Raw genomic sequence first — 21,676 nt, forward strand, 5'->3', positions numbered from 1 at the left:
TGCTTCCATTGTGGGCACTCGCCTTTGTGGCTCAGCCCTTATCCTGCATTTGGCACTTTTGTTCCCAAGAACGCAGTGCCTCTCCCTTTTTGAATAGGCACACCGGCAACGCGCAGGCGTGCCTATTTTTTTGTCAGTGTACGCCCCTAGTAGTTTCTAGAGAGTTAGGGGCGTAAACCATTGCATCAAACCGTTTCGAGCAGTTCCACAAGGGTCTTGCCAAGCTTTGCCGGCGAAGGAGACACGCGGATGCCCGCAGCTTCCATAGCAGCAATCTTGTCTTCAGCGCCGCCCTTACCGCCGGAGATCACAGCACCTGCGTGACCCATTGTGCGGCCCGGAGGGGCTGTACGACCTGCGATGAAGCCAACCATCGGCTTTCTGCGGCCCTTTTTCGCCTGTTCCTGAATCCACTCGGCTGCTTCTTCTTCAGCAGAACCGCCGATTTCACCAATCATGATGATGGATTCGGTTTCAGGGTCATCAAGGAACATGTCGAGCATGTCGATGAACTCGGTGCCCTTAACAGGGTCGCCGCCAATACCAACTGCCGTGGACTGGCCAAGGCCTTCCTGTGTGGTCTGGAACACTGCTTCATAAGTCAGCGTACCGGAGCGGGAAACGATGCCGACAGAGCCCTTCTTGAAGATGGAGCCCGGCATGATACCGATCTTGCATTCTTCAGGGGTCAGAACACCCGGGCAGTTCGGGCCAAGCAGGCGGGAGTTAGAAGCGTCGAGACGCGCCTTAACCTTCACCATATCCTGAACCGGAATACCTTCGGTGATGCAAACGATGAACGGGATTTCCGCATCAATCGCTTCGATGATTGCAGCCGCTGCGCCTGCTGGCGGAACGTACACAACAGAAGCGTTTGCGCCGGTTGCTTCCTTTGCTTCTTTTACAGAAGCAAAGATTGGAACAGACTTTTCTTCACCAGCAACATTACCGGTCCACTCGGTGCCGCCCTTTTTAGGGTGAACACCAGCAACCATTTGGGTGCCGTAGTACGCCAGCGCCTGCTCGGTGTGGAAGGTACCTGTTTTACCGGTCAGACCCTGAACGATAACCTTAGTGTCTTTGTTGACGAGAATAGACATTATCCGGCCTCCTTCACAGCAGCTACGATCTTCTGAGCTGCGTCATCAAGGTCGTCGGCTGGAATTACGTTCATGCCGCTTTCGTTGATGATCTTCTTACCCAGCTCAACGTTAGTGCCTTCAAGGCGAACGACGAGCGGTACGGAAAGGCCAACTTCTTTAACTGCTGCCAGCACACCTTCAGCGATAACATCACAGCGCATGATGCCGCCGAAGATGTTGACGAGGATACCCTTAACGTTAGGGTCAGAGGTGATGATCTTGAACGCTGCGGTCACTTTTTCTTTGGTCGCGCCGCCGCCAACATCAAGGAAGTTTGCAGGCTCTGCGCCGTACAGCTTGATGATGTCCATGGTCGCCATAGCAAGACCAGCGCCGTTCACCATGCAGCCGATATTGCCGTCAAGAGCAACGTAGGCCAGATCGTACTTGGATGCTTCGATCTCTTTTTCGTCTTCTTCGGTCTTGTCGCGCAGGGCAACAATGTCGTCGTGACGGAACAGAGCGTTGCCATCGAAGGAAACCTTGGCGTCGAGAACGCGCAGGTGACCGTCTTTCATGACGATGAGCGGGTTGATCTCCAGCAGCGCCATGTCTTTTTCAACGAACGCTTTGTAGAGGATCGGGAAGAGCTTCATACCATCTTCGCGCGCTGCACCGGTCAGTTCCAGTGTGTCGCAAAGAGCTGCTGCTTTTTCTTCCGTTACACCTGCCATTGGATCGATTGGCAGAGTGAGAATTTTTTCCGGGGTGTTATGGGCAACTTCTTCGATGTCCATACCGCCTTCGGTGGATGCTACGAAAGCAACCTGACCGCATGTACGGTCTACCAGAAGAGAGAGATAGAGCTCACGCTCGATATCTGCACCGTCTTCGATGTAGAGGCGGTTTACAACTTTGCCTGCATCGCCAGTCTGCGCGGTAACCAGAGTGTTGCCGAGCATTTCTTTAGCGTGGGAGGTCACTTCATCAAGGTTGAACGCGAGGCGAACACCGCCCTTTGATTCAGCTGGAAGCTCTTTAAACTTGCCTTTACCACGGCCACCGGCGTGGATCTGGGACTTAACGACCCAAAGTGGGCCTGGAAGGCTTTTTGCGGCAGCTTCAGCTTCATCCGCGGAAAAAATCGCAACACCTTCGGCAACTGGAGCACCGTACTCTTTTAGTACTGCCTTTGCCTGATATTCATGAATATTCATTTGTCTGCCTGTATTTGAGGGTGGGTCAACACGGCAGGGTGCTGACCCCTCTTGAAGTCAGTGCGTTCAGATTAGCCGAGTGCTGGCTGAATCTTCTTACAAGCCTTCACCAAGCCATCTACCGAGCTTACGGACTTTTCGAACATTGCGCGTTCGTCGCTGTTCAGCTCGATTTCGATAACGCGTTCAATACCGTTTTCACCGATCACGCATGGTACGCCAACGTACATGTCTTTCTGACCGTACTGACCGGAAAGGTAAGCTGCACATGGAAGCACGCGCTTTTTGTCTTTCAGGTAGCTTTCTGCCATTGCGATTGCGGAGGATGCTGGTGCGTAGAAAGCAGAACCGGTCTTGAGCAGACCAACGATCTCTGCGCCGCCGTCACGTGTACGCTGAACGATTTCTTCCAGACGCTCTGCAGTCAGCCAGCCCATCTTCACGAGATCGGTAAGCGGGATACCTGCAACGGTGGAGTAGCGGGTCAGCGGAACCATGGTATCGCCATGACCACCCAGAACGAATGCGGTTACGTCTTCAACGGAGACTTTGAACTCGTCTGCGAGGAAGTGACGGAAGCGAGCGCTATCCAGAACACCAGCCATGCCGACAACCTTGTTGGTTGGCAGACCGGAGAATTTCTGCAGAGCCCAAACCATCGCGTCCAGCGGGTTGGTGATGCAGATAACAAATGCGTTTGGCGCGTACTTCTTAATACCAGCGCCTACCTGCTCCATAACCTTGAGGTTGATTTCCAGCAGGTCGTCACGGCTCATGCCCGGCTTACGCGGAACACCAGCTGTTACGATAACAACGTCTGCACCTTCGATCTGTTCGTAGGTGTTGGCACCGGAGAGGTTGGAGTCGAAACCGTCGACAGGCGCGGACTCGGCAATGTCGAGTGCTTTACCCTGAGGTGTACCCTCAGCAATGTCGAATAGGACGATGTCACCAAGTTCTTTAAGACCTGCGAGGTGCGCCAGAGTACCACCGATTTGCCCCGAACCGATGAGCGCGATCTTGTTCCGTGCCATGCAAACTGCTCCCGTTAACGTAAACTAAGTCGTATTAAAACGGCCTATTTGTCGCAGGCGTACCGGTTTTTGCGCATTCGTGCAAGTCTAATGAGCTTTGAATCGATGATAATTTGAAAAAATTCCAAATTTTTCGGAGAATTAATAATTTAGTCGTAAATCGAAATTCTGAATAAACCGAATATTATTCAGAATTGTCCTCTGCATGAGCATTTAGATAGTCTACCGAACGCATCTCTATTAGGCGCGAAGACGTTCTATCAAACTCGAAAGCCTCTGTTCCACTTGACGCAACATACAGATCTTGCGGTTCTTTTTCCGCTGAGATCACCAATCGGTTGCCGTTATCGTAAAGGGCATCTATCAGGTTGATAAAGCGCTTTGCTTCGTTGCGTTTTCTCGCCTCAAGAACCGGAACATCGCTTAGGAATATGGTGTGATAGGCATGGCCAATGCGCAAATAATCGGAAGCGGCAAGCGGCTCGACGCATAGTTCCGTAAACGTAAACCACGCAGCACCGGAGCAAGTGCGATTTACCGGAATATTGCGCCCCATATTATGTAGCGTCTCAGCATGAGGAGCCATTCCACGGGTTAGGCTGCGCCAGATTTGCTCCATGGTCGAATCGGCCTCTGGGCCAAGAGGCGTGATGTAGAGCTCGCTACCTGCCAGTTTTTCCAACCGGAAGTCAGTTCTCGAATCGAGGCGAACAACTTCCACTTTCTCTTTCAATAGCTTGATGAAAGGAAGGATGTGGTTTCGGTTAAGTCCGTCCTTGTAAAGATTGTCCGGCTCCACGTTGGAAGTGGCCACGACAACAACACCATGCTCGAAAAGCTTGGTGAACAGGCGGCCGAGAAGCATTGCGTCCGCAATGTCGGTTACGCTGAATTCATCAAAGCACAGCAAGCGTACATCTTTGGCAATATCTTCAGCCACCGGAAGGATCGGATCGCTGCCCTTTAACTCACCAGAGGCGATTTTGGCCCGTGCGCCCTTAATGCGCTCATGGGTCTCTGCCATAAACTCATGAAAATGAGAGCGGCGTTTGCGCGGTTCTACAGCAACATCAAAGAAGAGATCCATAAGCATGGTTTTACCACGCCCAACCTCACCCCAGATATAAAGGCCCGTCACCGGCTCTGTTGCAGACTTGCGTTTGCTAAATAGCCAGCCCAGAGCGCTTTTCTTTGATGCCATACGGGTTTCGGCAAGACGCTCATTCAGGCGATCCAGCCTTTTTACCGATACTAGCTGAGCGGGATCAGACTCGATTTCTCCGAGCTGCACCATGGATTGATAACGCCCCAAAACGGTGGACGTGATTGGGATTGCTTCGCTCACTTAGATCGTGCTCCAGACCTTCTTGCAGTACCGTCAGCGTTGAAGCTTGGAATAAGCCTCTGGAATTCCAAGCTCTTTATTCTCGATACCGAGTTATACGGTGAGAACAAGGTAATTTTTGCTGCTTTACCAACGCCATTCGACCTATTGCCTAGCGTTGGACCTTAGGTCAATTGGGAAATCGGGTAAAAAAAGAGAGCAAAGCTCAACAGCCTTGCTCTCTATAAATCGACATATTTGCCGCGTTAGCGTGCGAAGGAGATACCTTCACCTGAAGTGGTCGCGCCGTTAAACTGGCCGCCTGCACCATTCAAAGTCGCCACGTTGCCACCAGCTGCGTCTTTAAGAACAACCTGAGAGCCGTTCAGATCCCACGCTGCGATGCGAGACAGGTTCTCGTTGGAACAACCACGGGTGTTAGCGCGGTAGCCGCCGCTCCAAGTGGTGAGCGTCATGAACAGCTTACAGCTGTCAGCGCCAGAAGAAACGTTCCAGCCGCCGAGCAGGTCCGTACGATCAACGGTGCCCGGAGATGGCTGGGTTGCAGAAGCAGAAGCCAACTGCGAGTTTGCAGAACCATCCAGTGGCTGGCTAACAATCTCGCCCTGACCAGCGCCCGGCTGACCTTGATCAATCGGCGCCAAAGACTGGCCAGCGATTGGCTGTGTCGGCGTTGCCGGAAGCGGAGAGACATAACTGCGGGTGTAGGTGGTGCGCTGGCAGGCCATGGTGGAAATGGCCAAAACGGATACCAGTGCGATCGTCAAGCTGCGATTCATGGCAATTTTTTCCCTGCCTTCAATCGGGCTGCATCAACCCATCTAAAACTTACTCTCCGCAAAGTTGCCCCTAAAACGTAAACAGGGAAAGAACAGAGCACAAAAAAACACGGGTTTCCCACTGAAACCCATGGTTTTTAGGTATATACGATGCTCTTATAGGTTTGATTTTGCGTAGTTTCGCTAGAATTTTTTACCCTACGGCACGCAATTCTTCGTCTTTTGCGACAAAAGTCCGACTTAGAAGCGCTTCGTCTATCGCTTTCTTGATGCGTTCGAACGCAGCTTCTGCATCCTTCATAGTTTTCGGGCGCTCGAGATCTAATGAGCCGGCCCACGCCAAAACGGTTGGCGCATCGGCCCATTTGGGGAACGGCTGAAGGATCTGCTCATCTTCAAGTAAAATCACAAAATCGGGCTGCGGAGCATGAGGAAGAGCGAACATCGTCCACGACTTGGGTTCTAGCCCCTCCTCAGACAGGCCAGACTTAAAAATGGTTTTGCGAGCAAGGGAACTTAGCTCCCCGCCCGGCATTGGTCCGGCGGAAAACGCACGAATAAATTCCGGTGCGACTTGATTTAGATATGCCTCTGCGATGGGACTATAAAAGGCATTATCTGAACAAACGAACAGCACGTTTGCAGTCGTCATTTTTATCTCCAAAACAATATTTTATTATTCAAACTCGAAATACATGGGCTCTTAATGGCATGTCTTTAGACCATTCATCATGAAGCTGACCTTCTGATGACACGCCACCGCGCAATTTAATGGATTGCCCCCTTTATCCAGTAGTTTCATGTAGAAAACCACAAGTTACCCCTAGGGTAGAATACACCAAAATCATGGGCGGGGAAATTTTGGCTTGTCCATAGGCTACAAAACCTTTTCAAACCACTATGAAAACCAACTGGCTTTCCGCATACGTAGAGACAGACAATTGCAACTTTTGAGTTTTGGAGAACCCCATGCCTTTTGCCGTTTGGTCTATTCTTGTGGCGGCGATTTTACCGCTTCTGGCTGTTGTACCCGCCAAGATTAATAGGAAATATGACAATGCTCGCCCGCGAAACCCAGAATTCTGGAAGGAAGGCTTTGCCGAGCGCGCTATGGGGGCGCAGCTCAATAGCCTAGAGAGCTTTCCATTTTTTGCGATAGCGGTTTTGGTGGCTCTGGGATACGGCGGCGATCCATCTTGGGTTGATAGCCTTTGCGGCCTCTATCTGAGCATTCGCGCCGTGTATATTTTCGTCTACTGGACCAATCGTCCGGGCCTGCGCTCCCTCGCTTGGTTTGTAGGCTGGGGCGCGACTATCGCGATCTTTACCAGTCCGGCTTGGAGCTAACCACCTTTTGAGGCGGAGCGGTTCTGAACAGCCCATTTCAGGAAGAACCGGTCCGCTTCCTTCATTATCGTTGGCGTAAACGGCCTTTTGCTTCGGCTTTTTAGAGCCGGACCCGCCTCAAGCTCTTGGAGGAGCAGCTCCAATATCGGCTTGGGCACCTCCAATTGTTCTGGAAGGGTGCCCTTGTAGTGCCCTGTTACCAACTCTTCCATCTCCGCCCTTAAAACCGGGCGCACAAACACCTCTTCCAACAGCCCTTTGAGATCTGCGGGCGGGAAGCCGTGGAGTTTGTTTTGGGAATACCAGCGCAAAGACAGCGCCGGTTTGAGCAGCATCAGAAGTTTTTCGGGAACGATTTTGAGCGGGCGACCATCGAACCGTTGCCGGTGCCGCTCTAGCTGTTTCAGATAAATCTGCGCTGTACGTACCGGATCGCCGAATTCCTGAGCAAATCCCAATAGAGCATCCGGAAACTGAGGGTGACCGTGGACTTGCGGACGGCAGCGTACCCAGTCAATCGGGTTGGGATTGCCGTTTAAGGTCGCGATAACAACCTTCTTCAAGTCCCAGCCTACAGCCTCACATGCCAGAGAGGCTTCAACCTGCTCCGTTTCATCTGACGGGAACAGGGTCAGGTACTCTTCGATTGGACGAACGAAGATGAAACGGGCGGAGACAAAGCTCTCAGCGCCCCTCTCTCCCCCAAGCAGCATGCCGGGATCGGACGCGGCAAGCACCTTGAGCCCCTTGCGCTGCTCAACAGCAGCAAGGCGCCGACGCAACTCTTCCCGCGTAGCGTGATCGCGCTGCATAGCTTGAGGCTGCGTTCCGTCCAATTGTACCACCGTTGTAATTCAAACATAAATTGAATAGCGGGTGCACAATCAGAGGACAAGGGGAAACACGGAGCTTCCCACCGCCTCAGATATTTGCGGTTACGCTGTCTCGGCGTCTTTAGCGAACTCGTCATAAGCTGACAGAGCTTCAGCGCCGTACATCAGGGATGGTCCGCCGCCCATGTAAACTGCAACACCTATGGTTTCGATAATTTCTTCACGCGTTGCACCGTACTTAAGCGCTGCCTTGGAATGATAGCCCAAGCACCCATCACAACGTGCTGCAATACCAATGGCTAGAGCGATCAGCTCCTTGGTCTTGGAATCCAGAACACCCGGCGCAATTGCGCTACGGGCAACCTCGCCAAATCCTTTCATTACACCCGGCAGTTCAGGGCGCAGCTCAGCCAGCCTTTTGTCTGTCTGACCGATGAATTCGTGCCAATTGGTTACGGACATTGCAGATTCCTTTATATTAGTAAATTCTAATAGAATACTCTAGCGGTACACTTTGGCAATCCCTCAGCCCTTGTCATCTTGTCACATGCTCCCCGTAAAAGAGCGCCAGATAGACGGAGTTCCCAAAAAGGTGTCCTACGGAATGCGAGGTTGAATTACAGCGCCCACTATGATTACTGACTTTAAATCGTTTTATTCAGAAGGCGCTCTTATTTATGTCAATTGCAGAATATCTAACCGTTCAAGGCCGAGCAGCAGACTTGCTTGAGGCAGGGAAAAGGTCGTTTCTGCACGTTGGTTATGAGAAGAGCGCGGTTTCCATGATTGCCGAGCACTCCGGCATCTCCATGGCGCACATTTACAACTTCTACCCTAGCAAGCTGGACCTTGCCTGCGCCGTTGTTGGCGCCGAGATTGCCAAACTCGCGGCACGTTTGGAAACAACAGTTGACCCAAATGCTAGCGCGTCTGCCCGTTTGCAGGACGTGTTGCTGCGTGAGCTAACCGAGTGTGCAGAACTCTTACAGCGCTATCCGGGGCTTTTGAGCTGCCTTGCGATCATCAAAAAACGGCGACCAGAATTCTACAATCGCGTTGTTGGGGTTATTCGACCTATTCTTGAAACCGTGCTTCGCTCCGGCAACATGGCCGAGGAGTTTGAGGTTCGCGATGTCAAACAGACCGCTCTGCTGATTCATTCGGCAACCTCCCGCTATCGCTATGCCGAGGAGCTGATCGAGGCACCTATGGATGATGTTCGTGCAGAATATAGAGCGCTCACTCGCCTACTGTTAAAGGGTGTTGAGAGACGTTGATGCGTCTTTTAACAATGCACCCTACCCTTATTTAACTTAGGCCATTGTCACTTACAGCAACGCGCCCCCTATATTTCACGCTGCGTTATCAATGGTTTATCAATCAAGCTTTCCTATAGTTTCCCTGTCTGAAGCATAGCTCTACCGGCTCGGGTTTAGCCGGTACGCCTAAAAAACGGGGGACACCAATGTATCGCGCAGTAGTGTTTGCGTCGGCGATAATTGGCAGCGTCGCAATAATATCACCGGCCCTTGCTCAGGAATTTGAAGACATCACCTACGAGGACGAGGTCGAGATCTTCGTCGAGGGTGATGAAGAGTTTTATTACGAGGATGAAGAAGTCATCGTCATAGAGGACACCTACAATTGGGATGGCTTCTATATCGGTGTTCAAGGTGCCTATGCCCACTTGGAAGGGTCTGACCGCTTTAGAGAGCGCAATGGCTTTGACGGTGGTATTGGCGGGCTGTTTGCTGGCTATAACTACGTCTACAGGAACGTATTTATCGGCGCCGAAATCGAAGGCAACATCTGGGGTTTTGGTGGCTCTTTGCCAAACTCAACAGTTCTCGATTCGGATTATATGCTCGCCGCCAAGGCCCGCTTCGGCATCGTATGGCAATACATCATGGCCTACGTGAACGCAGGTGTGGCAACTTCCGAAGTTACCGCACGAAATCCGATGCTTGGTACAGGCTCGGACAAGCAGCAGATGACAGGGTGGACAGTAGGCGCTGGCATTGAAGCTCTTGTTGCAGAAAACCTCGCGCTCAGACTTGATTATGCGCACGTAGACTATCACAGCCGTCGGTTCGAGATTGGTGGTACAAGCTTTAGAGAAGAGCTCGACGCTGATGTAGTTCGCGTTGGTATTTCCTATCGCTTCAACAGCCCCATATTCAACTCACCGGACTTTGATGAAAGCACCTACTGACCTGCAAGTTGACAGGGCTATCCCCTCCAATAGCCCTGAATAGAAAAAGCCGCTGTGTTCTACCCCCGAACACAGCGGCTTTTTTGTTTTTAAACCAGAAGACCTGATTAGACGCGGCGCTCGACCATCATCTTTTTGATCTCTGCGATGGCCTTTGCAGGGTTCAAGCCCTTTGGACATGCCTGAGAACAGTTCATGATGGTGTGGCAGCGATAGAGGCGGAACGGATCTTCCAAATTATCCAGACGCTTACCGGTTGCCTCATCGCGGCTATCAATAAGCCAGCGGTATGCCTGAAGCAGGATAGCAGGGCCGAGGTAACGGTCGCCGTTCCACCAGTAGCTTGGGCAGGAGGTGGAGCAGCAAGCGCAAAGAATACACTCGTAGAGGCCATCCAGCTTCTGACGATCTTCGTGCGACTGTAGCCACTCTTTTTCAGGCTGAGGCGACGTTGTTTGAAGCCATGGCTCAATAGAGCGGTGCTGCGCGTAGAAGCGGGTCATATCCGGCACAAGATCCTTCACCACCGGCATATGCGGCAGTGGGTAGATCTTGACGATCTCACCAGACACCTCATTGGAGCCCTTGGTACAGGCCAAAGTGTTGGTGCCGTCGATGTTCATCGCGCACGAGCCGCAGATACCTTCACGGCAAGAGCGGCGGAAGGTCAGCGTCGGGTCGATCTTATCCTTGATGTAGATAAGCGCGTCCAGAACCATTGGGCCGCAATCATCGGCATCAACAAAGTAGGTGTCGATGCGCGGGTTGCGACCATCGTCCGGAGACCAACGATAGATGCGATATTCGCGCAGGTTGGTTGCGCCTTCCGGCTTGGGCCAGATTTTGCCCTCTCCCATCCGGGAGTTTTTAGGTAGCGTAAGCTGAACCATTAAACGTACTCCTGGTTAGGCGTCTTAGTAGACGCGGGCCTTAGGTGCGATTTTCTTAGGATCGATACCGCCCTCTTCCGGCTTGGTAAGCGGATCAAGAACAACCGGACGATAGCTCAATGTCACCTTACCATCCTCGGAGAGGTGGGAGATGGTGTGCTTACGCCAGTTTTCGTCATCGCGACCATCCAGAGGACCGTCTTTGAAGTCTTCACGAGCGTGAGCGCCGCGGCTTTCCTTACGCGCCTCAGCACCGTAAACGGTGGTGATAGCGTTCGCCATAAGGTTTTCCAGCTCAAGGGTTTCGACCAGATCGGAGTTCCAAATCATGGAGCGGTCGGTAACCTTGATGTCCTTCATCTCTTCCCAGATAGCGGAAATGCGCTGACAGCCCTGTTCAAGGCTTTCCTGCGTACGGAACACCGCTGCATCTTCCTGCATGGTGCGCTGCATCTTCTCACGAAGCTGTGCCGTTGGCGTGTTGCCGTCAGCGTAACGCAGCTTGTCAAAGCGAGCCATGATCTTCTGGCAGGACGCATCGTTTGGAGTAGGCACCGGCGCTTCGCGGTCAATAACCTCGCCAGCGCGGATAGCTGCTGCGCGGCCGAAGACCACAAGGTCGATCAGGGAGTTGGAACCAAGACGGTTCGCACCATGAACGGATGCACAGCCTGCTTCACCAACTGCCATGAGACCCGGTGCGATTGCGTTCGGATCTTCTTCGGTCGGGTTCAGCACTTCGCCCCAATAGTTGGTTGGAATGCCGCCCATGTTGTAGTGAACGGTTGGCAGAACCGGAATCGGCTCCTTGGTCACATCAACGCCAGCAAAGATGCGCGCAGATTCGGAGATACCCGGAAGGCGCTCTGCAAGCAGATCCGGATCAAGGTGATCCAAATGCAGGAAGATGTGGTCTTTGTTCTTGCCAACACCGCGACCTTCACGGATCTCGATGGTCATACAGCGAGATACAACATCGCGGGACGCAAGGTCTTTGGCGGAAGGTGCGTAACGCTCCATGAAGCGCTCACCCTCAGAGTTCACCAGATAACCACCTTCACCGCGTGCGCCCTCTGTAATCAGACAGCCTGCACCGTAAATGCCGGTTGGGTGGAACTGTACGAACTCCATATCCTGAAGCGGAAGACCTGCGCGGGCAATCATGCCGCCGCCGTCACCGGTACAGGTGTGAGCGGAAGTCGCAGAGAAGTAGGAACGGCCATAACCGCCGGTCGCCAGAACAACCATCTTGGCGGAGAAGCGGTGAATGGTGCCGTCATCAAGGTTCCAAGCGATAACGCCCTGACAGACGCCATCTTCGGACATGATGAGATCGAGCGCGAAGTACTCGATGTAGAACTCCGCGTTGTTCTTCAAAGATTGGCCGTAGAGTGTATGCAAAATCGCGTGGCCGGTACGGTCAGCTGCAGCACAGGTGCGCTGTACTGGAGGGCCGTCGCCGAAATTCTGCATGTGACCGCCGAACGGGCGCTGGTAGATTTTGCCTTCCTCGTTACGAGAGAACGGCACACCGTAGTGCTCCAGTTCGTAAACAGCAGCAGGCGCTTCACGAGCGAGGTATTCCATCGCGTCGGTGTCGCCCAGCCAGTCAGAGCCTTTAACAGTGTCGTACATGTGCCACTGCCAGTGGTCTGGCGTCATGTTTTGCAAAGACGCTGCAATACCACCCTGCGCGGCAACAGTGTGCGAGCGGGTCGGGAAAACCTTGGTAATACAGGCTGTTTTAAAGCCCTGTTCGGCCATACCGAGGGTAGCGCGCAAACCTGCGCCACCTGCGCCAACCACAACCACATCAAAAGTGTGATCGACGAACTCGTAAGCCTTACCCCCCTTAGACGGGGCAGATCCGTTGCTGGTTGATCCAGTCATTGAATTCAGCCTCCGAAGCTGATTTTGAGAATTGCGATGGTGGAAGCCAGCGCAACAAAGGAGGAGAAGAAGATATTACCCATAATGAGCAGCAGCTTAGGCCCTTCGTTATGGATGTAGTCTTCAATAATCACCTGCATGCCCAGCTTCATGTGGTAGCAGCCCACCAGAACCACCAGCAGCATCAAAGTGGCAATGAACGGGTTCTCCAAAGTGCCAATGACCGTTTCGTAGTCAGCCCCTTGCAGAGAAATCAGCAGGATAATGAAAAAGGAAATAAGGAACACGTTTGCAACGGCTGTTACACGCTGACGCCAGAAGTGCTGTGTGCCATCTTTCGCAGAGCCTAGCCCGCGAACCTTTTTAAGAGGAGTGCGCATATCGGACATATCAATCACTCCTATCCAACGATGTAACCAATGATCCAGAGCACGATCGTGATGCTCACGGAACCAATGATGGTTGCTTTAGCCATCCAGTTGGCTGTTTCCAACTCGAAGCCATGGCCCATGTCCCATACGAAGTGGCGCAGGCCGCCGAGCATGTGGTGAACCAGTGCCCAAGTGAAGCCAAAGAGTACCAAACGGCCCAGGAACGACCCATAGATCTCGTTCACAAAGGCAAACCATTCAGGCCCTGAAGCTGCAGCAATAAGCCAGAAAGCGACTAGTACTGTTCCAAAGTAAAGTGCGCCGCCGGTAATGCGGTGCAAGATAGACATCAGCATCGTCAGGATAAGCTTGTAAACCTGAAGATGGGGCGATAACGGCCGTTTGGCCCTGGTGTCAGCGTTCGCCATAAACCTCTCTCCCGTTCCCTGCCACCTTACGTTTACGTATACGTAAATAAAACAAGGCGTTGTGTGAGACTGTAATAACCGCATCATACGAGTGCGTCAAAGCATCCCACGCAATTCCCTTTAATTTATCGCCTTTAAAGCTAAAAAACCTCTTTTTTCTTCTGTTTAATGCACCAAGAGCCTACAACATTAGTCTAGAGAGACAGTGCTATTGCACAGTTTTTAAATATGAATATTTCCATCAATATTTAGATTCTGAATTTCCAAGGGCTTTTTCAGCAAGGCCGGCAGCATGACCCAGCGCATTCAAAAACCTGCGTCATTAGGCATATTGTAAGAACATCGTCAAAAGCTACGCAATTAATACTATATTGCTTAAGGATCGGATCATTAGGTCCTTGTAAAGCATAGCTTGATCAATGCCGTAGCTATGCCGCCCTGACAAAAACAAGAATGAGGCGGATATGAAAAAGGCACTTGCAGAACTTATTGGAACTTTCACGTTGGTCTTGTTCGGCTGCGGCGTTGCCGTTGTTGGCGGAATGGGCGACGAAATCACCACAGTCAACTTACTGGGAATCGCTTTCGCGTTCGGCCTGTCCATTGTCGCAATGGGCTATGGCATCGGACCGGTTTCCGGTTGCCATATCAATCCGGCGGTTAGTTTTGGCGTCTGGCTGGCAGGGCGCATGTCGTTTGGCGAGTTTATCGTCTACGTCATCTCGCAGGTTATTGGAGCGCTACTCGCCGCTGTTTTGCTCTACCTCATCCTCTCCGGCAAAGCCTCAGGTTGGGATGGCGGTCTTGGACAGAATGGCTGGGGACCGGACACAGTTGGCGGATATGACCAAACCTCCGCTTTCCTGTTTGAGGTAACGGCGACTTTTGTCTTTCTGGTTTGTATTTTGGGTGTCACTCAAAAAGGTGCGCCGAACCACTTTGCAGGAATCGCTATTGGTTTAACGCTTGTGATGATCCACCTACTTGGCATCAACATCACCGGCACATCCGTCAATCCGGCACGCTCTATCGGTCCTGCAGTGGTGGGAATGGAAGCCAATCCATTGGCCGTGCAGCAGCTATGGCTATTTATCGTCGCGCCTTTGATCGGCGGCGGACTGGCAGGGCTCTTCTTCCGCTCTGGCTTACTTGGTCTGGATGAAGACTGACAACGCCACCTAAAGCGTAAAGGCGAGATAGGTAACTGTTTTGCCTTTACCTTCCAACTCCGCAGTGCCTACGGGTTTAAAGCCGAGCGCTGCGTGGAACTGATCAGAGGCTGGGTTAGGCGGATCGCTATTTACCTCGCAAACGACCCTTTCAACCCCTTTGGCTTTTGCGAAAGCAAACAGATCATCATAAAGCGCCTTGGCAACACCTTTACCGCGGGCCTCTGGCGAGACCACGATACGGTCGATATAAAAGAACCGGCCATAACGCTGCTTGAACCAAAGAAAGTTCGGGCTGCTGTAGTTCGCCCTGTCATCGAAAACCAAGAGGAAGCCGTCTGTATCACCGCAGATTTGCGCGTAGGCAGCTTCTGCCACCATATGCTCCAACTGCTCTGGCGTCAGGGATGAAAGCTCTACGACGTGATCTTGGTTAAGCGCATGGGCCCAAGGCGTATCGCTTGGCTTAAAACTGCGAATGCTCATGAAGACCCCAACCTTAAGATGACTGAACCGCGGTGGAGTAGTTCAAGCGCTTGAATATATGCACCATCAAAATAGTCGCAAAGATCGGGGTGATGAGGTTCACAATTGGAATGGCCATAACGCCTGCAATCATCAAACCGGCGATGAAGACCATTGCCCCGTGACGTTTACGCAGGAGCTGCGCGTCAGGAATTGGCATAAAGCGCATTGCGGCAAATTCGAAGAATTCCCGCCCCAGCAGATAGCCGTTGACGACAAAAAAGGCGACCATATTCACGCCGGGGATCAAAAGCAGGAACAACGCCAGTAAGTTGCCCAAAATAACAACGCCTGCGAATTTCAGTGCTATACGCAGAGATGTCATAACAGGCAGAGCCTTACCCTTTCCATCCTGCGGGTAGTCATGCTCTTCAACAATTTCGGCGATATCATCTTGATAAAAGGCAACGAATAGGGCCGAGGCCGGACCAATTAAAAAGCCCAAGCCAATAAAAGCACCAATGCCGGTTAGCAGGCCAAGGGCTGTTTCCAGCCAAGGGTATGGAACGGTAACGAAGCTGACAAACAAGCCCTGAATCACAATCCAGATGACCGCCAAGAGCGCCAGCGTAAGCCCGATAGACTTCCAGAAAATGGCGCGAAATGGTGGTTCGAACACCTGCTTGAATGATTTTATGGCGAGTGACAGCATCGTTTCGAAATACCCTTTAATCCCTACAGGCATTCAAATAGACACGCCTGTCTTGGGAAACAAGGCCCGAAGGCAAAACACCTCTCCTTCGGGCACCCACGTTTTTAGCTTGCTACCTCAGCAACCTGAGGCTCGAAGGCATGCCATTGCAGAGCATCTATTGAAGCTGCGCAAGCATCCAGATCTTTGCGATCAAAGCAAAACCAGTACCCGCCGCCTGCAGGCACATCATGGTCTCTTGAAATCGCCAAATTGGCTAGATGGCACTTGAGCAGCGTACCGACGCCGCCGTGACCAGAAAACAGAACAACGTCATCCTGCGGTATTGCCTCAAACACCTTTTTGATCTCAGACACAATCCGCGTTTGTGCATCCAAAGCCCGTTCCCAGCCCTGCACGCTCACAGCAGGACGAGCGAAAAACTCGTTTGCGATTTCTTCAAATTTTTCCGGCGGAACAAAGCCCGTTGAGGAGCGGTCATTTTCATGAAGCCCTTCTACAATTTCCATATCAACACCAAGATGACCGGCGATGATCTGTCCGGTCTCAATGGCTTTTTTCTCGCGGCTGGAAATTACATGGTCCACGTCAATCAGCCACGATTGGCGCAGACCTTCTTGCATTCGTTGTCGGCCGACATCAGACAAATCCCAATCGGGAACGGGCACTGCCGGATCTATCTCTACATTTGGATGCGTCAGATAATAACATTTGCCCATAACCCCTCCTTGGCAATTTGACCATATATCGACCCTTATCCTTCGTTCACGAAAGACCGGATCAGATAATGCGAGATGGAAATGTCAGGAGGACAAAACAGACCGCTCTCGGCTATACCGCCAAGCATTTTCGCTGTTTCTTCCTTCGTAAACCACTGACAGTCCTGCATTTCCTGATAATCAATGTTTAGTGTCTTGCTGCGCGCCACGCCGCGGAACCCGAGCATAATGTTTGACGGGAACGGCCATGGCTGACTGCCCACGTAGGAAACCTCCCCCACTTCAACGCCAGCTTCTTCAAAAACTTCTCGCCTTACGGCATCTTCCATGGTTTCGCCCGGTTCCACAAACCCTGCCAAGGTTGAATACATATTCTCGGCAAGGTGGTACGGACGACCCAACAAACATTCATCGCCATAACTGATCAGCATGATGACAGCTGGATCGGTGCGCGGAAAATGAAGCGCTTCACAGCTTGGGCATTTGCGCCGGTAGCCGCCTTCATCCACTTCGGTATCTGCACCGCAAATGGAGCACTTGGGATGGGTTGAATGCCATCTACTCAAGGCTGCAGCTTGCGCAAGCATGCCGTAGGTATTGGCGGAGTAGCTCTTGGTCAAAGCCATTGCCCGAAGGCCTGCGCAGGTAAAGGGCCCGAACTCGCTGATAGCTTCGCTAAGGTCATCAGCCTTCAGCGTGAACCACTGCGCAAAGTATGGCGTGTCTCCATCTTCATGATCAACGCCAAGAAATACAGCATCTTCACGGCGCACTGGAAGCTTATCGGCCAGTTCAGCGCTAAGCAGCGGGCACGGTGCGCCCGCGTTTTGCGTCAGCACTACGCTTCCACTAACAAACACAATGAAACGCGCATCATCACGATTGATTTGTTGTTCTATCCAGCTCGAATCTGCCCTCTTGGGCGCGACACGATCAAGCCTGTTTCCCGAATAGCAAAGCCAGTGGGAAGCTTCATTTACTCGCCAATTTTCCGCAAGCATTCCTTAGGACCTATAAAATAAAAATCGGGCCATTAGACGCTTGGGCGCGGCGTTTTGCAAGTTTGCCCCGTTCTAAGGTGTAGGACTTGGTGAGTTATTCTCCCCAGCCTCATCCACAGTTCACTTCGTTGGCCTTGCAAATGCGGTCGTTTACCTCCATATAGCGGGTGGGAGGTTGGTGGTGGACGAGCCACTCGCCAACCGGGTCAGGTCCGGAAGGAAGCAGCCCTAACGAGTCACGGCACGGGTCATCGTGCCAGCCTCCCACCTTACCAGCGAAATTCCCCCGCCCTACCCTCGACAAGCGGCCGGTCTTCGTCTTGAATGGCCGGGGCAGAAGTTTGTCTGTCGTGTACAGGCAAGGCATTTGAATGCGGGGCGAGATGGAAGACCTTCAAACCACACAGAAGCCGGTTTCTGAAGAAACTGCGGGGACACCAGCCCCTCAACAGTCTGGCGCCTATCGTGTTCTTGCGCGTAAATACCGTCCAAGCACCTTTAATGACCTTTATGGTCAGGAGCCGATGGTGCAGACGTTGCGCAACGCGTTTGAAACAGGACGTATTGCTCAGGCATGGATGCTGACAGGTGTGCGCGGCGTGGGTAAAACCACAACAGCGCGTATTCTGGCGCGTGGCCTGAACTATGAAATTCCGGGCGAGATTGATCGCCCTACCATTGAGCTGGACCGTCTTGGCGTTCACTGTCAGGCGATCATGGAAGGCCGCCATGTCGATGTTATCGAGATGGATGCGGCCTCACACACCGGCATCAATGACATTCGCGAGATCACCGAGGCGGCACGTTATCGCCCTGCGAACGCTCGCTACAAAGTCTACATCATCGACGAAGTGCACATGCTCTCCAACGCGGCTTTCAACGGCCTGCTGAAAACACTGGAAGAGCCGCCTGAGCACGTAAAGTTCATTTTCGCAACGACGGAAATTCGCAAGGTTCCCGTCACCGTTCTTTCCCGCTGCCAGCGCTTTGATTTGCGCCGCATCGAATCCTCCACGCTGGTTCGGCTTTTGACCGAAATCTCCCAGAAGGAAGGGATCCAGATTTCGCAGGAAGCTCTAGCGTTGATCGCCCGTGCAGGTGAAGGTTCTGCACGCGATTCGCTGAGCTTGCTGGATCAGGCCATGGCCCATGGCCCAGGCCGCATCGAGGCTGACGAAGTACGCCAGATGCTTGGCCTTGCAGACCGCGCCCGCGTTATCGACCTGTTTGAGCATGTTATGCGCGGTGATGTTGCCAGCGCCCTTGATGAGCTGAAAGAGCAGTACAACGTTGGTGCAGATCCAGCGATTGTCCTTTCCGACCTTGCCGACTTCACGCACCTTGTAACCCGTCTGAAGGTTGTTCCAAAAGCTGGCGACGATGCATCGGTTACCGAGAGCGAACGTCAACGCGGTCAGGAATTTGCGCAAAAGCTTTCCATGCGCGTTCTATCGCGGGCTTGGCAGGTTCTGCTTAAGGGCGTTCAGGAAGTTCAAAGTGCACCAAAGCCGCTCGCAGCTGCGGACATGGTACTGGTACGTCTGTGTTATGCCTCCGACCTGCCCGATCCTGAAGAAGCCTTGAAGCTCCTGAAAGCTGGCAAGCTGCTCGGTACAAGCGCTGCCCCATCTACCCCTAACGGACAAGGAGGCGGCGGACCTTCCGCCAGCGGGCCCAGCGCACCAGTAAAACTGCAGGCGGTTGCAGGCGGTCAAGCACAGGCAGTGGGCACCCCTGCGCCTGTTATGCGCACTGCGCCTCAGGAAGTTGAACGTATTGCCATTCGTAGCTGGCAGGAAGTTGCAGACCTTGCAGCCAAGATGCGCGACATTCCTATGAAGGTTGCGATCGAGCGCACTTTGCGCCTTGTGAACTTTCAGCCGGGTCGCATTGAAGTTCAGCCGACACGCGATGCCAGTCCGGACATTGCAGGTGATCTCGGCCGTAAGCTGACAGAATGGACTGGCCGTCGCTGGCTGGTAGCCGTTAGCCGCGAACAGGGACGCCCGACGCTTTTTGAAGAAAAAGAAGCCAATCAGCGTCAGCTCGTTTCAGAGGCGCAGTCGCACCCTGAGGTGGCTGCCCTTATTTCGGCATTTCCAGGCGCTAAAGTTGTCGACGTAAAGATTCACAGTCCCGAAGAGGATGAGCTAGTTCCGACAGAGCTTCCTCCGGGCACTGATAGCCTAGACGATAATTGGGATGATGAGCTGTAGTGCTCTTAGTTTAATCAAGAAACAAAGCCGACGAGCGCGGCAGTAAAAATCAAGGAGAGGTCCCATGGACTTTTTGAAAATGATGAAGCAGGCCAAACAGATGCAGGAGCAGATGGGTACCCTGCAGGAAGCTGTAAACGAGCTTTCAGTTGAAGGCTCTGCCGGTGCAGGCATGGTGAATGTAACCCTTAACGGTAAGGGTGAGATGACAGGCCTGAAAATCGATCCGTCTTTGGTCAAAGCAGATGAAGTTGAGATTCTGGAAGACCTGATCCTTGCAGCTCACAACGATGCGAAAGCAAAGGGTGAAGCGCTTGTTCAGGAAAAAACCCGTGATCTGATGGCCGGCATGGGTCTTCCTGCTGGCATGAAGCTGCCGTTCTAATTTACTGGCACCGTTTTTCAATATCAGGGCTGCGTCATTGGCGTAGCCCTTTTTTGTAGGTCGCACAGCACTTGCGCATCGCGCTTTCGGGGGCTATGCCATTTCAAATATTCCATGGGGAACGTCGCAGGACATTTATGAGCACACGCAAAGTTGCCGGACCAGAAATTGAACGGCTTATTCAGCTTCTTTCCAAACTGCCGGGTTTAGGGCCACGTTCGGCACGGCGCGCTGGCTTGCATCTGATCCAGAAGAAAGAGCAACTCCTTTCTCCGCTTGCTGAAGCGCTAAAAGTCGCTGCGGAAAATGTCGGCGTATGCTCTACATGCGGCACAGTAGACACCATGGACCCTTGCAGCATTTGCAGTAACCCGCAGCGTGACGGCACCACCATTGTGGTTGTTGAAGACGTTTCAGACCTCTGGGCCTTGGAACGCGCCTCTGCTGTTCGCGGTCACTATCATGTTTTGGGGGGCACCTTATCGCCGCTTGATGGCGTTGGACCGGACGACCTCAACATCGCGAAGCTGATAGAACGAGTGGAAGCAGGAAGCGTTTCCGAAGTCATTCTGGCTGTTAACGCCACTGTTGAAGGTCAGACCACCGCGCACTACATCATGGATCAGCTCGCGAACTACGAAAGCGTGACCGTAACGCGCCTTGCTCACGGTGTTCCTGTAGGCGGTGAGCTGGATTATCTGGACGAAGGCACTCTGGCTCAGGCTCTTCGTGCACGTACCAAGTTTTAGAAAAAACAACTGCTCCTGATACACAAAAGTAAAGCGGATTGGCAGTTCAACAACAGGCGGCTCTGGACGCACGTGCCCATTGCTCCATCTGCAAATTGCTGACACAGTCTAGCGCCATAAGGCATGGAAATATCTGTATCGAGCCCAAATTCAAATCATCAGACCACTTAGAATGTCTGGTAGGGGAAGAACTTTAGATGGAATTTGAACATTCGCCCAATGACAAGGGTCACAAAGAGGTCAGCCCGCTTCTGAAACTAGCGCTTGAGCTTGGCCCGCTTCTGATTTTCTTTGTCGCAAACTCCCGTGGCGAGCAGCTCGCAGAGATGTTTCCGGCATTGGGAGCGCTCGGCCAGCCAATCTTTTTGGCAACGGCTGCCTTTATGGTCGCGATCACCATTTCTCTGGGCGTTTCCTACTACCTGACCCGCCAACTCCCAATCATGCCTGTTGTATCGGGCATTGTGGTTCTGGTTTTTGGTGCGCTGACGCTCTATTTGCAGGACGAGTTGTTCATCAAGCTCAAGCCTACAATCGTGAACTGTCTGTTCGGCACCATTCTTCTGGGCGGATTGTTCTTCGGCAAGTCGCTGCTTGGTTATGTCTTCGACAGCGCATTCAAACTTGATGATGAAGGATGGCGCAAGCTGACACTGCGCTGGGGTGTCTTCTTCTTCGTGCTGGCAATTATCAACGAGATCGTCTGGCGCAACTTCTCAACCGACTTCTGGGTCGATTTCAAAGTATTCGGCTTCATGCCAATCACCATGGTGTTCACCATGGCCCAGCTGCCGCTTATTCAAAAGCACAGTCTGGAACAGTAATTTCTAGG

Annotated in this window: 24 protein-coding genes and 1 other RNA gene; 9 read left to right on the plus strand and 16 right to left on the minus strand. The window is 52.5% G+C overall.

Going from position 1 to position 21,676, the window contains the following annotated elements; translation table 11 throughout:
- Positions 1-185: 185 nt before the first annotated feature.
- From sucD to E1162_RS11355, 6 genes are all read right to left on the minus strand, one after another.
- Positions 186-1,100 carry a succinate--CoA ligase subunit alpha gene (sucD, locus tag E1162_RS11330; protein WP_155130752.1) on the minus strand — a complete coding sequence of 305 codons (915 nt, stop codon included), beginning with the start codon at positions 1,098-1,100 and terminating at the stop codon, positions 186-188.
- A complete protein-coding gene (sucC, locus tag E1162_RS11335) occupies positions 1,100-2,299 on the minus strand; it encodes an ADP-forming succinate--CoA ligase subunit beta (protein WP_155130754.1) in 1,200 nt (399 codons plus the stop codon). The genes sucD and sucC overlap by 1 nt, the downstream gene beginning before the upstream one ends.
- 71 nt (positions 2,300-2,370) lie before the next feature.
- Positions 2,371-3,333 carry a malate dehydrogenase gene (gene mdh / locus E1162_RS11340; RefSeq protein ID WP_155130756.1) on the minus strand — a complete coding sequence of 321 codons (963 nt, stop codon included), beginning with the start codon at positions 3,331-3,333 and terminating at the stop codon, positions 2,371-2,373.
- Between the two features lie 184 nt (positions 3,334-3,517).
- The gene (zapE, locus tag E1162_RS11345) at positions 3,518-4,678 is read right to left on the minus strand and encodes a cell division protein ZapE (protein WP_371311909.1); all 1,161 of its coding nucleotides are present in this window, start codon (positions 4,676-4,678) and stop codon (positions 3,518-3,520) included.
- A gap of 245 nt (positions 4,679-4,923) precedes the next feature.
- Positions 4,924-5,457 (minus strand): protease inhibitor Inh/omp19 family protein, encoded by a 534-nt coding sequence (locus E1162_RS11350; protein ID WP_155130758.1) that lies wholly within the window; start codon positions 5,455-5,457, stop codon positions 4,924-4,926.
- Positions 5,458-5,650: 193 nt separating this feature from the next.
- Positions 5,651-6,109: an arsenate-mycothiol transferase ArsC gene (locus E1162_RS11355; protein ID WP_155130760.1), complete on the minus strand. Its 459-nt coding sequence runs from the start codon at positions 6,107-6,109 to the stop codon at positions 5,651-5,653.
- Between the two features lie 317 nt (positions 6,110-6,426).
- Between E1162_RS11355 and E1162_RS11360 the strand changes: the two genes are divergently transcribed.
- Positions 6,427-6,804, plus strand: coding sequence for an MAPEG family protein (locus E1162_RS11360; protein WP_155130762.1), 378 nt, complete (start codon positions 6,427-6,429; stop codon positions 6,802-6,804).
- On the opposite strand, the gene E1162_RS11365 is transcribed toward E1162_RS11360, so the two are convergent.
- The gene (locus E1162_RS11365) at positions 6,801-7,616 is read right to left on the minus strand and encodes a DNA polymerase beta superfamily protein (protein WP_155130764.1); all 816 of its coding nucleotides are present in this window, start codon (positions 7,614-7,616) and stop codon (positions 6,801-6,803) included. The genes E1162_RS11360 and E1162_RS11365 overlap by 4 nt on opposite strands.
- 123 nt (positions 7,617-7,739) lie before the next feature.
- The gene (locus tag E1162_RS11370) at positions 7,740-8,099 is read right to left on the minus strand and encodes a carboxymuconolactone decarboxylase family protein (RefSeq protein ID WP_155130766.1); all 360 of its coding nucleotides are present in this window, start codon (positions 8,097-8,099) and stop codon (positions 7,740-7,742) included.
- Positions 8,100-8,314: 215 nt separating this feature from the next.
- Between E1162_RS11370 and E1162_RS11375 the strand changes: the two genes are divergently transcribed.
- On the plus strand, positions 8,315-8,914 hold the full coding sequence (locus E1162_RS11375; RefSeq protein WP_155130768.1) for a TetR/AcrR family transcriptional regulator: 600 nt from the start codon (positions 8,315-8,317) through the stop codon (positions 8,912-8,914).
- Positions 8,915-9,102: 188 nt separating this feature from the next.
- The gene (locus E1162_RS11380; RefSeq protein WP_155130770.1) at positions 9,103-9,849 is read left to right on the plus strand and encodes an outer membrane protein; all 747 of its coding nucleotides are present in this window, start codon (positions 9,103-9,105) and stop codon (positions 9,847-9,849) included.
- 107 nt (positions 9,850-9,956) lie between these two features.
- Here the strand turns inward: E1162_RS11380 and E1162_RS11385 are convergent, their stop codons facing one another.
- Genes E1162_RS11385 through sdhC form a run of 4 tightly spaced genes read right to left on the minus strand, consistent with a single transcriptional unit; the run spans position 9,957 to position 13,428 of the window.
- Positions 9,957-10,739 carry a succinate dehydrogenase iron-sulfur subunit gene (locus tag E1162_RS11385; RefSeq protein WP_155130772.1) on the minus strand — a complete coding sequence of 261 codons (783 nt, stop codon included), beginning with the start codon at positions 10,737-10,739 and terminating at the stop codon, positions 9,957-9,959.
- 24 nt (positions 10,740-10,763) lie between these two features.
- On the minus strand, positions 10,764-12,629 hold the full coding sequence (gene sdhA, locus E1162_RS11390) for a succinate dehydrogenase flavoprotein subunit (protein ID WP_155130774.1): 1,866 nt from the start codon (positions 12,627-12,629) through the stop codon (positions 10,764-10,766).
- A 5-nt stretch (positions 12,630-12,634) separates the two neighbouring features.
- A complete protein-coding gene (gene sdhD, locus E1162_RS11395) occupies positions 12,635-13,018 on the minus strand; it encodes a succinate dehydrogenase, hydrophobic membrane anchor protein (RefSeq protein WP_155130776.1) in 384 nt (127 codons plus the stop codon).
- An 11-nt stretch (positions 13,019-13,029) separates the two neighbouring features.
- Positions 13,030-13,428, minus strand: coding sequence for a succinate dehydrogenase, cytochrome b556 subunit (gene sdhC, locus E1162_RS11400; RefSeq protein WP_155130778.1), 399 nt, complete (start codon positions 13,426-13,428; stop codon positions 13,030-13,032).
- 464 nt (positions 13,429-13,892) lie between these two features.
- Here sdhC and E1162_RS11405 point away from each other — a divergent pair, with 464 nt between their 5' ends.
- Positions 13,893-14,597: an aquaporin gene (locus tag E1162_RS11405; RefSeq protein ID WP_155130780.1), complete on the plus strand. Its 705-nt coding sequence runs from the start codon at positions 13,893-13,895 to the stop codon at positions 14,595-14,597.
- Between the two features lie 9 nt (positions 14,598-14,606).
- Here the strand turns inward: E1162_RS11405 and E1162_RS11410 are convergent, their stop codons facing one another.
- The 4 genes from E1162_RS11410 to nudC form a co-directional block, all read right to left on the minus strand.
- Positions 14,607-15,083 (minus strand): GNAT family N-acetyltransferase, encoded by a 477-nt coding sequence (locus E1162_RS11410; protein WP_155130782.1) that lies wholly within the window; start codon positions 15,081-15,083, stop codon positions 14,607-14,609.
- A gap of 13 nt (positions 15,084-15,096) precedes the next feature.
- A complete protein-coding gene (locus tag E1162_RS11415) occupies positions 15,097-15,807 on the minus strand; it encodes a sulfate transporter family protein (protein ID WP_306455033.1) in 711 nt (236 codons plus the stop codon).
- 71 nt (positions 15,808-15,878) lie between these two features.
- A complete protein-coding gene (locus E1162_RS11420; protein WP_155130784.1) occupies positions 15,879-16,493 on the minus strand; it encodes a histidine phosphatase family protein in 615 nt (204 codons plus the stop codon).
- 35 nt (positions 16,494-16,528) lie between these two features.
- On the minus strand, positions 16,529-17,494 hold the full coding sequence (gene nudC / locus E1162_RS11425; protein ID WP_155130786.1) for an NAD(+) diphosphatase: 966 nt from the start codon (positions 17,492-17,494) through the stop codon (positions 16,529-16,531).
- 170 nt (positions 17,495-17,664) lie between these two features.
- Here nudC and ffs point away from each other — a divergent pair.
- The 5 genes from ffs to E1162_RS11450 all read left to right on the plus strand — a co-directional run bounded on the left by ffs (position 17,665) and on the right by E1162_RS11450 (position 21,668).
- Positions 17,665-17,762: signal recognition particle sRNA small type (ffs, locus tag E1162_RS11430), an RNA gene on the plus strand.
- Between the two features lie 115 nt (positions 17,763-17,877).
- Positions 17,878-19,710, plus strand: coding sequence for a DNA polymerase III subunit gamma/tau (locus E1162_RS11435; RefSeq protein ID WP_257098917.1), 1,833 nt, complete (start codon positions 17,878-17,880; stop codon positions 19,708-19,710).
- 64 nt (positions 19,711-19,774) lie between these two features.
- On the plus strand, positions 19,775-20,095 hold the full coding sequence (locus E1162_RS11440; RefSeq protein ID WP_155130790.1) for a YbaB/EbfC family nucleoid-associated protein: 321 nt from the start codon (positions 19,775-19,777) through the stop codon (positions 20,093-20,095).
- Between the two features lie 137 nt (positions 20,096-20,232).
- Positions 20,233-20,844: a recombination mediator RecR gene (gene recR, locus E1162_RS11445; protein ID WP_155130792.1), complete on the plus strand. Its 612-nt coding sequence runs from the start codon at positions 20,233-20,235 to the stop codon at positions 20,842-20,844.
- Positions 20,845-21,041: 197 nt separating this feature from the next.
- Positions 21,042-21,668 (plus strand): septation protein A, encoded by a 627-nt coding sequence (locus tag E1162_RS11450; protein WP_155130794.1) that lies wholly within the window; start codon positions 21,042-21,044, stop codon positions 21,666-21,668.
- The last annotated feature ends 8 nt before the right edge of the window (positions 21,669-21,676 follow it).

Source organism: Pseudovibrio flavus, assembly GCF_009711345.1.
Lineage (GTDB): Bacteria > Pseudomonadota > Alphaproteobacteria > Rhizobiales > Stappiaceae > Pseudovibrio > Pseudovibrio flavus.

What these genes read in the sequence shown, in the direction of transcription:
- E1162_RS11350 (WP_155130758.1), bottom strand. Translation starts at nt 5,457, where the DNA reads ATGAATCGCAGCTTGACGATCGCACTGGTATCCGTTTTGGCCATTTCC.
- E1162_RS11375 (WP_155130768.1), top strand. Translation starts at nt 8,315, where the DNA reads ATGTCAATTGCAGAATATCTAACCGTTCAAGGCCGAGCAGCAGACTTG.
- E1162_RS11370 (WP_155130766.1), bottom strand. Translation starts at nt 8,099, where the DNA reads ATGTCCGTAACCAATTGGCACGAATTCATCGGTCAGACAGACAAAAGG.
- E1162_RS11450 (WP_155130794.1), top strand. Translation starts at nt 21,042, where the DNA reads ATGGAATTTGAACATTCGCCCAATGACAAGGGTCACAAAGAGGTCAGC.
- sucD (WP_155130752.1), bottom strand. Translation starts at nt 1,100, where the DNA reads ATGTCTATTCTCGTCAACAAAGACACTAAGGTTATCGTTCAGGGTCTG.
- sucC (WP_155130754.1), bottom strand. Translation starts at nt 2,299, where the DNA reads ATGAATATTCATGAATATCAGGCAAAGGCAGTACTAAAAGAGTACGGT.
- sdhD (WP_155130776.1), bottom strand. Translation starts at nt 13,018, where the DNA reads ATGTCCGATATGCGCACTCCTCTTAAAAAGGTTCGCGGGCTAGGCTCT.
- sdhA (WP_155130774.1), bottom strand. Translation starts at nt 12,629, where the DNA reads ATGACTGGATCAACCAGCAACGGATCTGCCCCGTCTAAGGGGGGTAAG.
- E1162_RS11355 (WP_155130760.1), bottom strand. Translation starts at nt 6,109, where the DNA reads ATGACGACTGCAAACGTGCTGTTCGTTTGTTCAGATAATGCCTTTTAT.
- E1162_RS11385 (WP_155130772.1), bottom strand. Translation starts at nt 10,739, where the DNA reads ATGGTTCAGCTTACGCTACCTAAAAACTCCCGGATGGGAGAGGGCAAA.
- E1162_RS11420 (WP_155130784.1), bottom strand. Translation starts at nt 16,493, where the DNA reads ATGGGCAAATGTTATTATCTGACGCATCCAAATGTAGAGATAGATCCG.
- sdhC (WP_155130778.1), bottom strand. Translation starts at nt 13,428, where the DNA reads ATGGCGAACGCTGACACCAGGGCCAAACGGCCGTTATCGCCCCATCTT.
- E1162_RS11435 (WP_257098917.1), top strand. Translation starts at nt 17,878, where the DNA reads ATGGAAGACCTTCAAACCACACAGAAGCCGGTTTCTGAAGAAACTGCG.
- E1162_RS11365 (WP_155130764.1), bottom strand. Translation starts at nt 7,616, where the DNA reads ATGCAGCGCGATCACGCTACGCGGGAAGAGTTGCGTCGGCGCCTTGCT.
- E1162_RS11440 (WP_155130790.1), top strand. Translation starts at nt 19,775, where the DNA reads ATGGACTTTTTGAAAATGATGAAGCAGGCCAAACAGATGCAGGAGCAG.
- E1162_RS11415 (WP_306455033.1), bottom strand. Translation starts at nt 15,807, where the DNA reads ATGCCTGTAGGGATTAAAGGGTATTTCGAAACGATGCTGTCACTCGCC.
- recR (WP_155130792.1), top strand. Translation starts at nt 20,233, where the DNA reads ATGAGCACACGCAAAGTTGCCGGACCAGAAATTGAACGGCTTATTCAG.
- E1162_RS11410 (WP_155130782.1), bottom strand. Translation starts at nt 15,083, where the DNA reads ATGAGCATTCGCAGTTTTAAGCCAAGCGATACGCCTTGGGCCCATGCG.
- mdh (WP_155130756.1), bottom strand. Translation starts at nt 3,333, where the DNA reads ATGGCACGGAACAAGATCGCGCTCATCGGTTCGGGGCAAATCGGTGGT.
- E1162_RS11360 (WP_155130762.1), top strand. Translation starts at nt 6,427, where the DNA reads ATGCCTTTTGCCGTTTGGTCTATTCTTGTGGCGGCGATTTTACCGCTT.
- E1162_RS11380 (WP_155130770.1), top strand. Translation starts at nt 9,103, where the DNA reads ATGTATCGCGCAGTAGTGTTTGCGTCGGCGATAATTGGCAGCGTCGCA.
- nudC (WP_155130786.1), bottom strand. Translation starts at nt 17,494, where the DNA reads ATGCTTGCGGAAAATTGGCGAGTAAATGAAGCTTCCCACTGGCTTTGC.
- E1162_RS11405 (WP_155130780.1), top strand. Translation starts at nt 13,893, where the DNA reads ATGAAAAAGGCACTTGCAGAACTTATTGGAACTTTCACGTTGGTCTTG.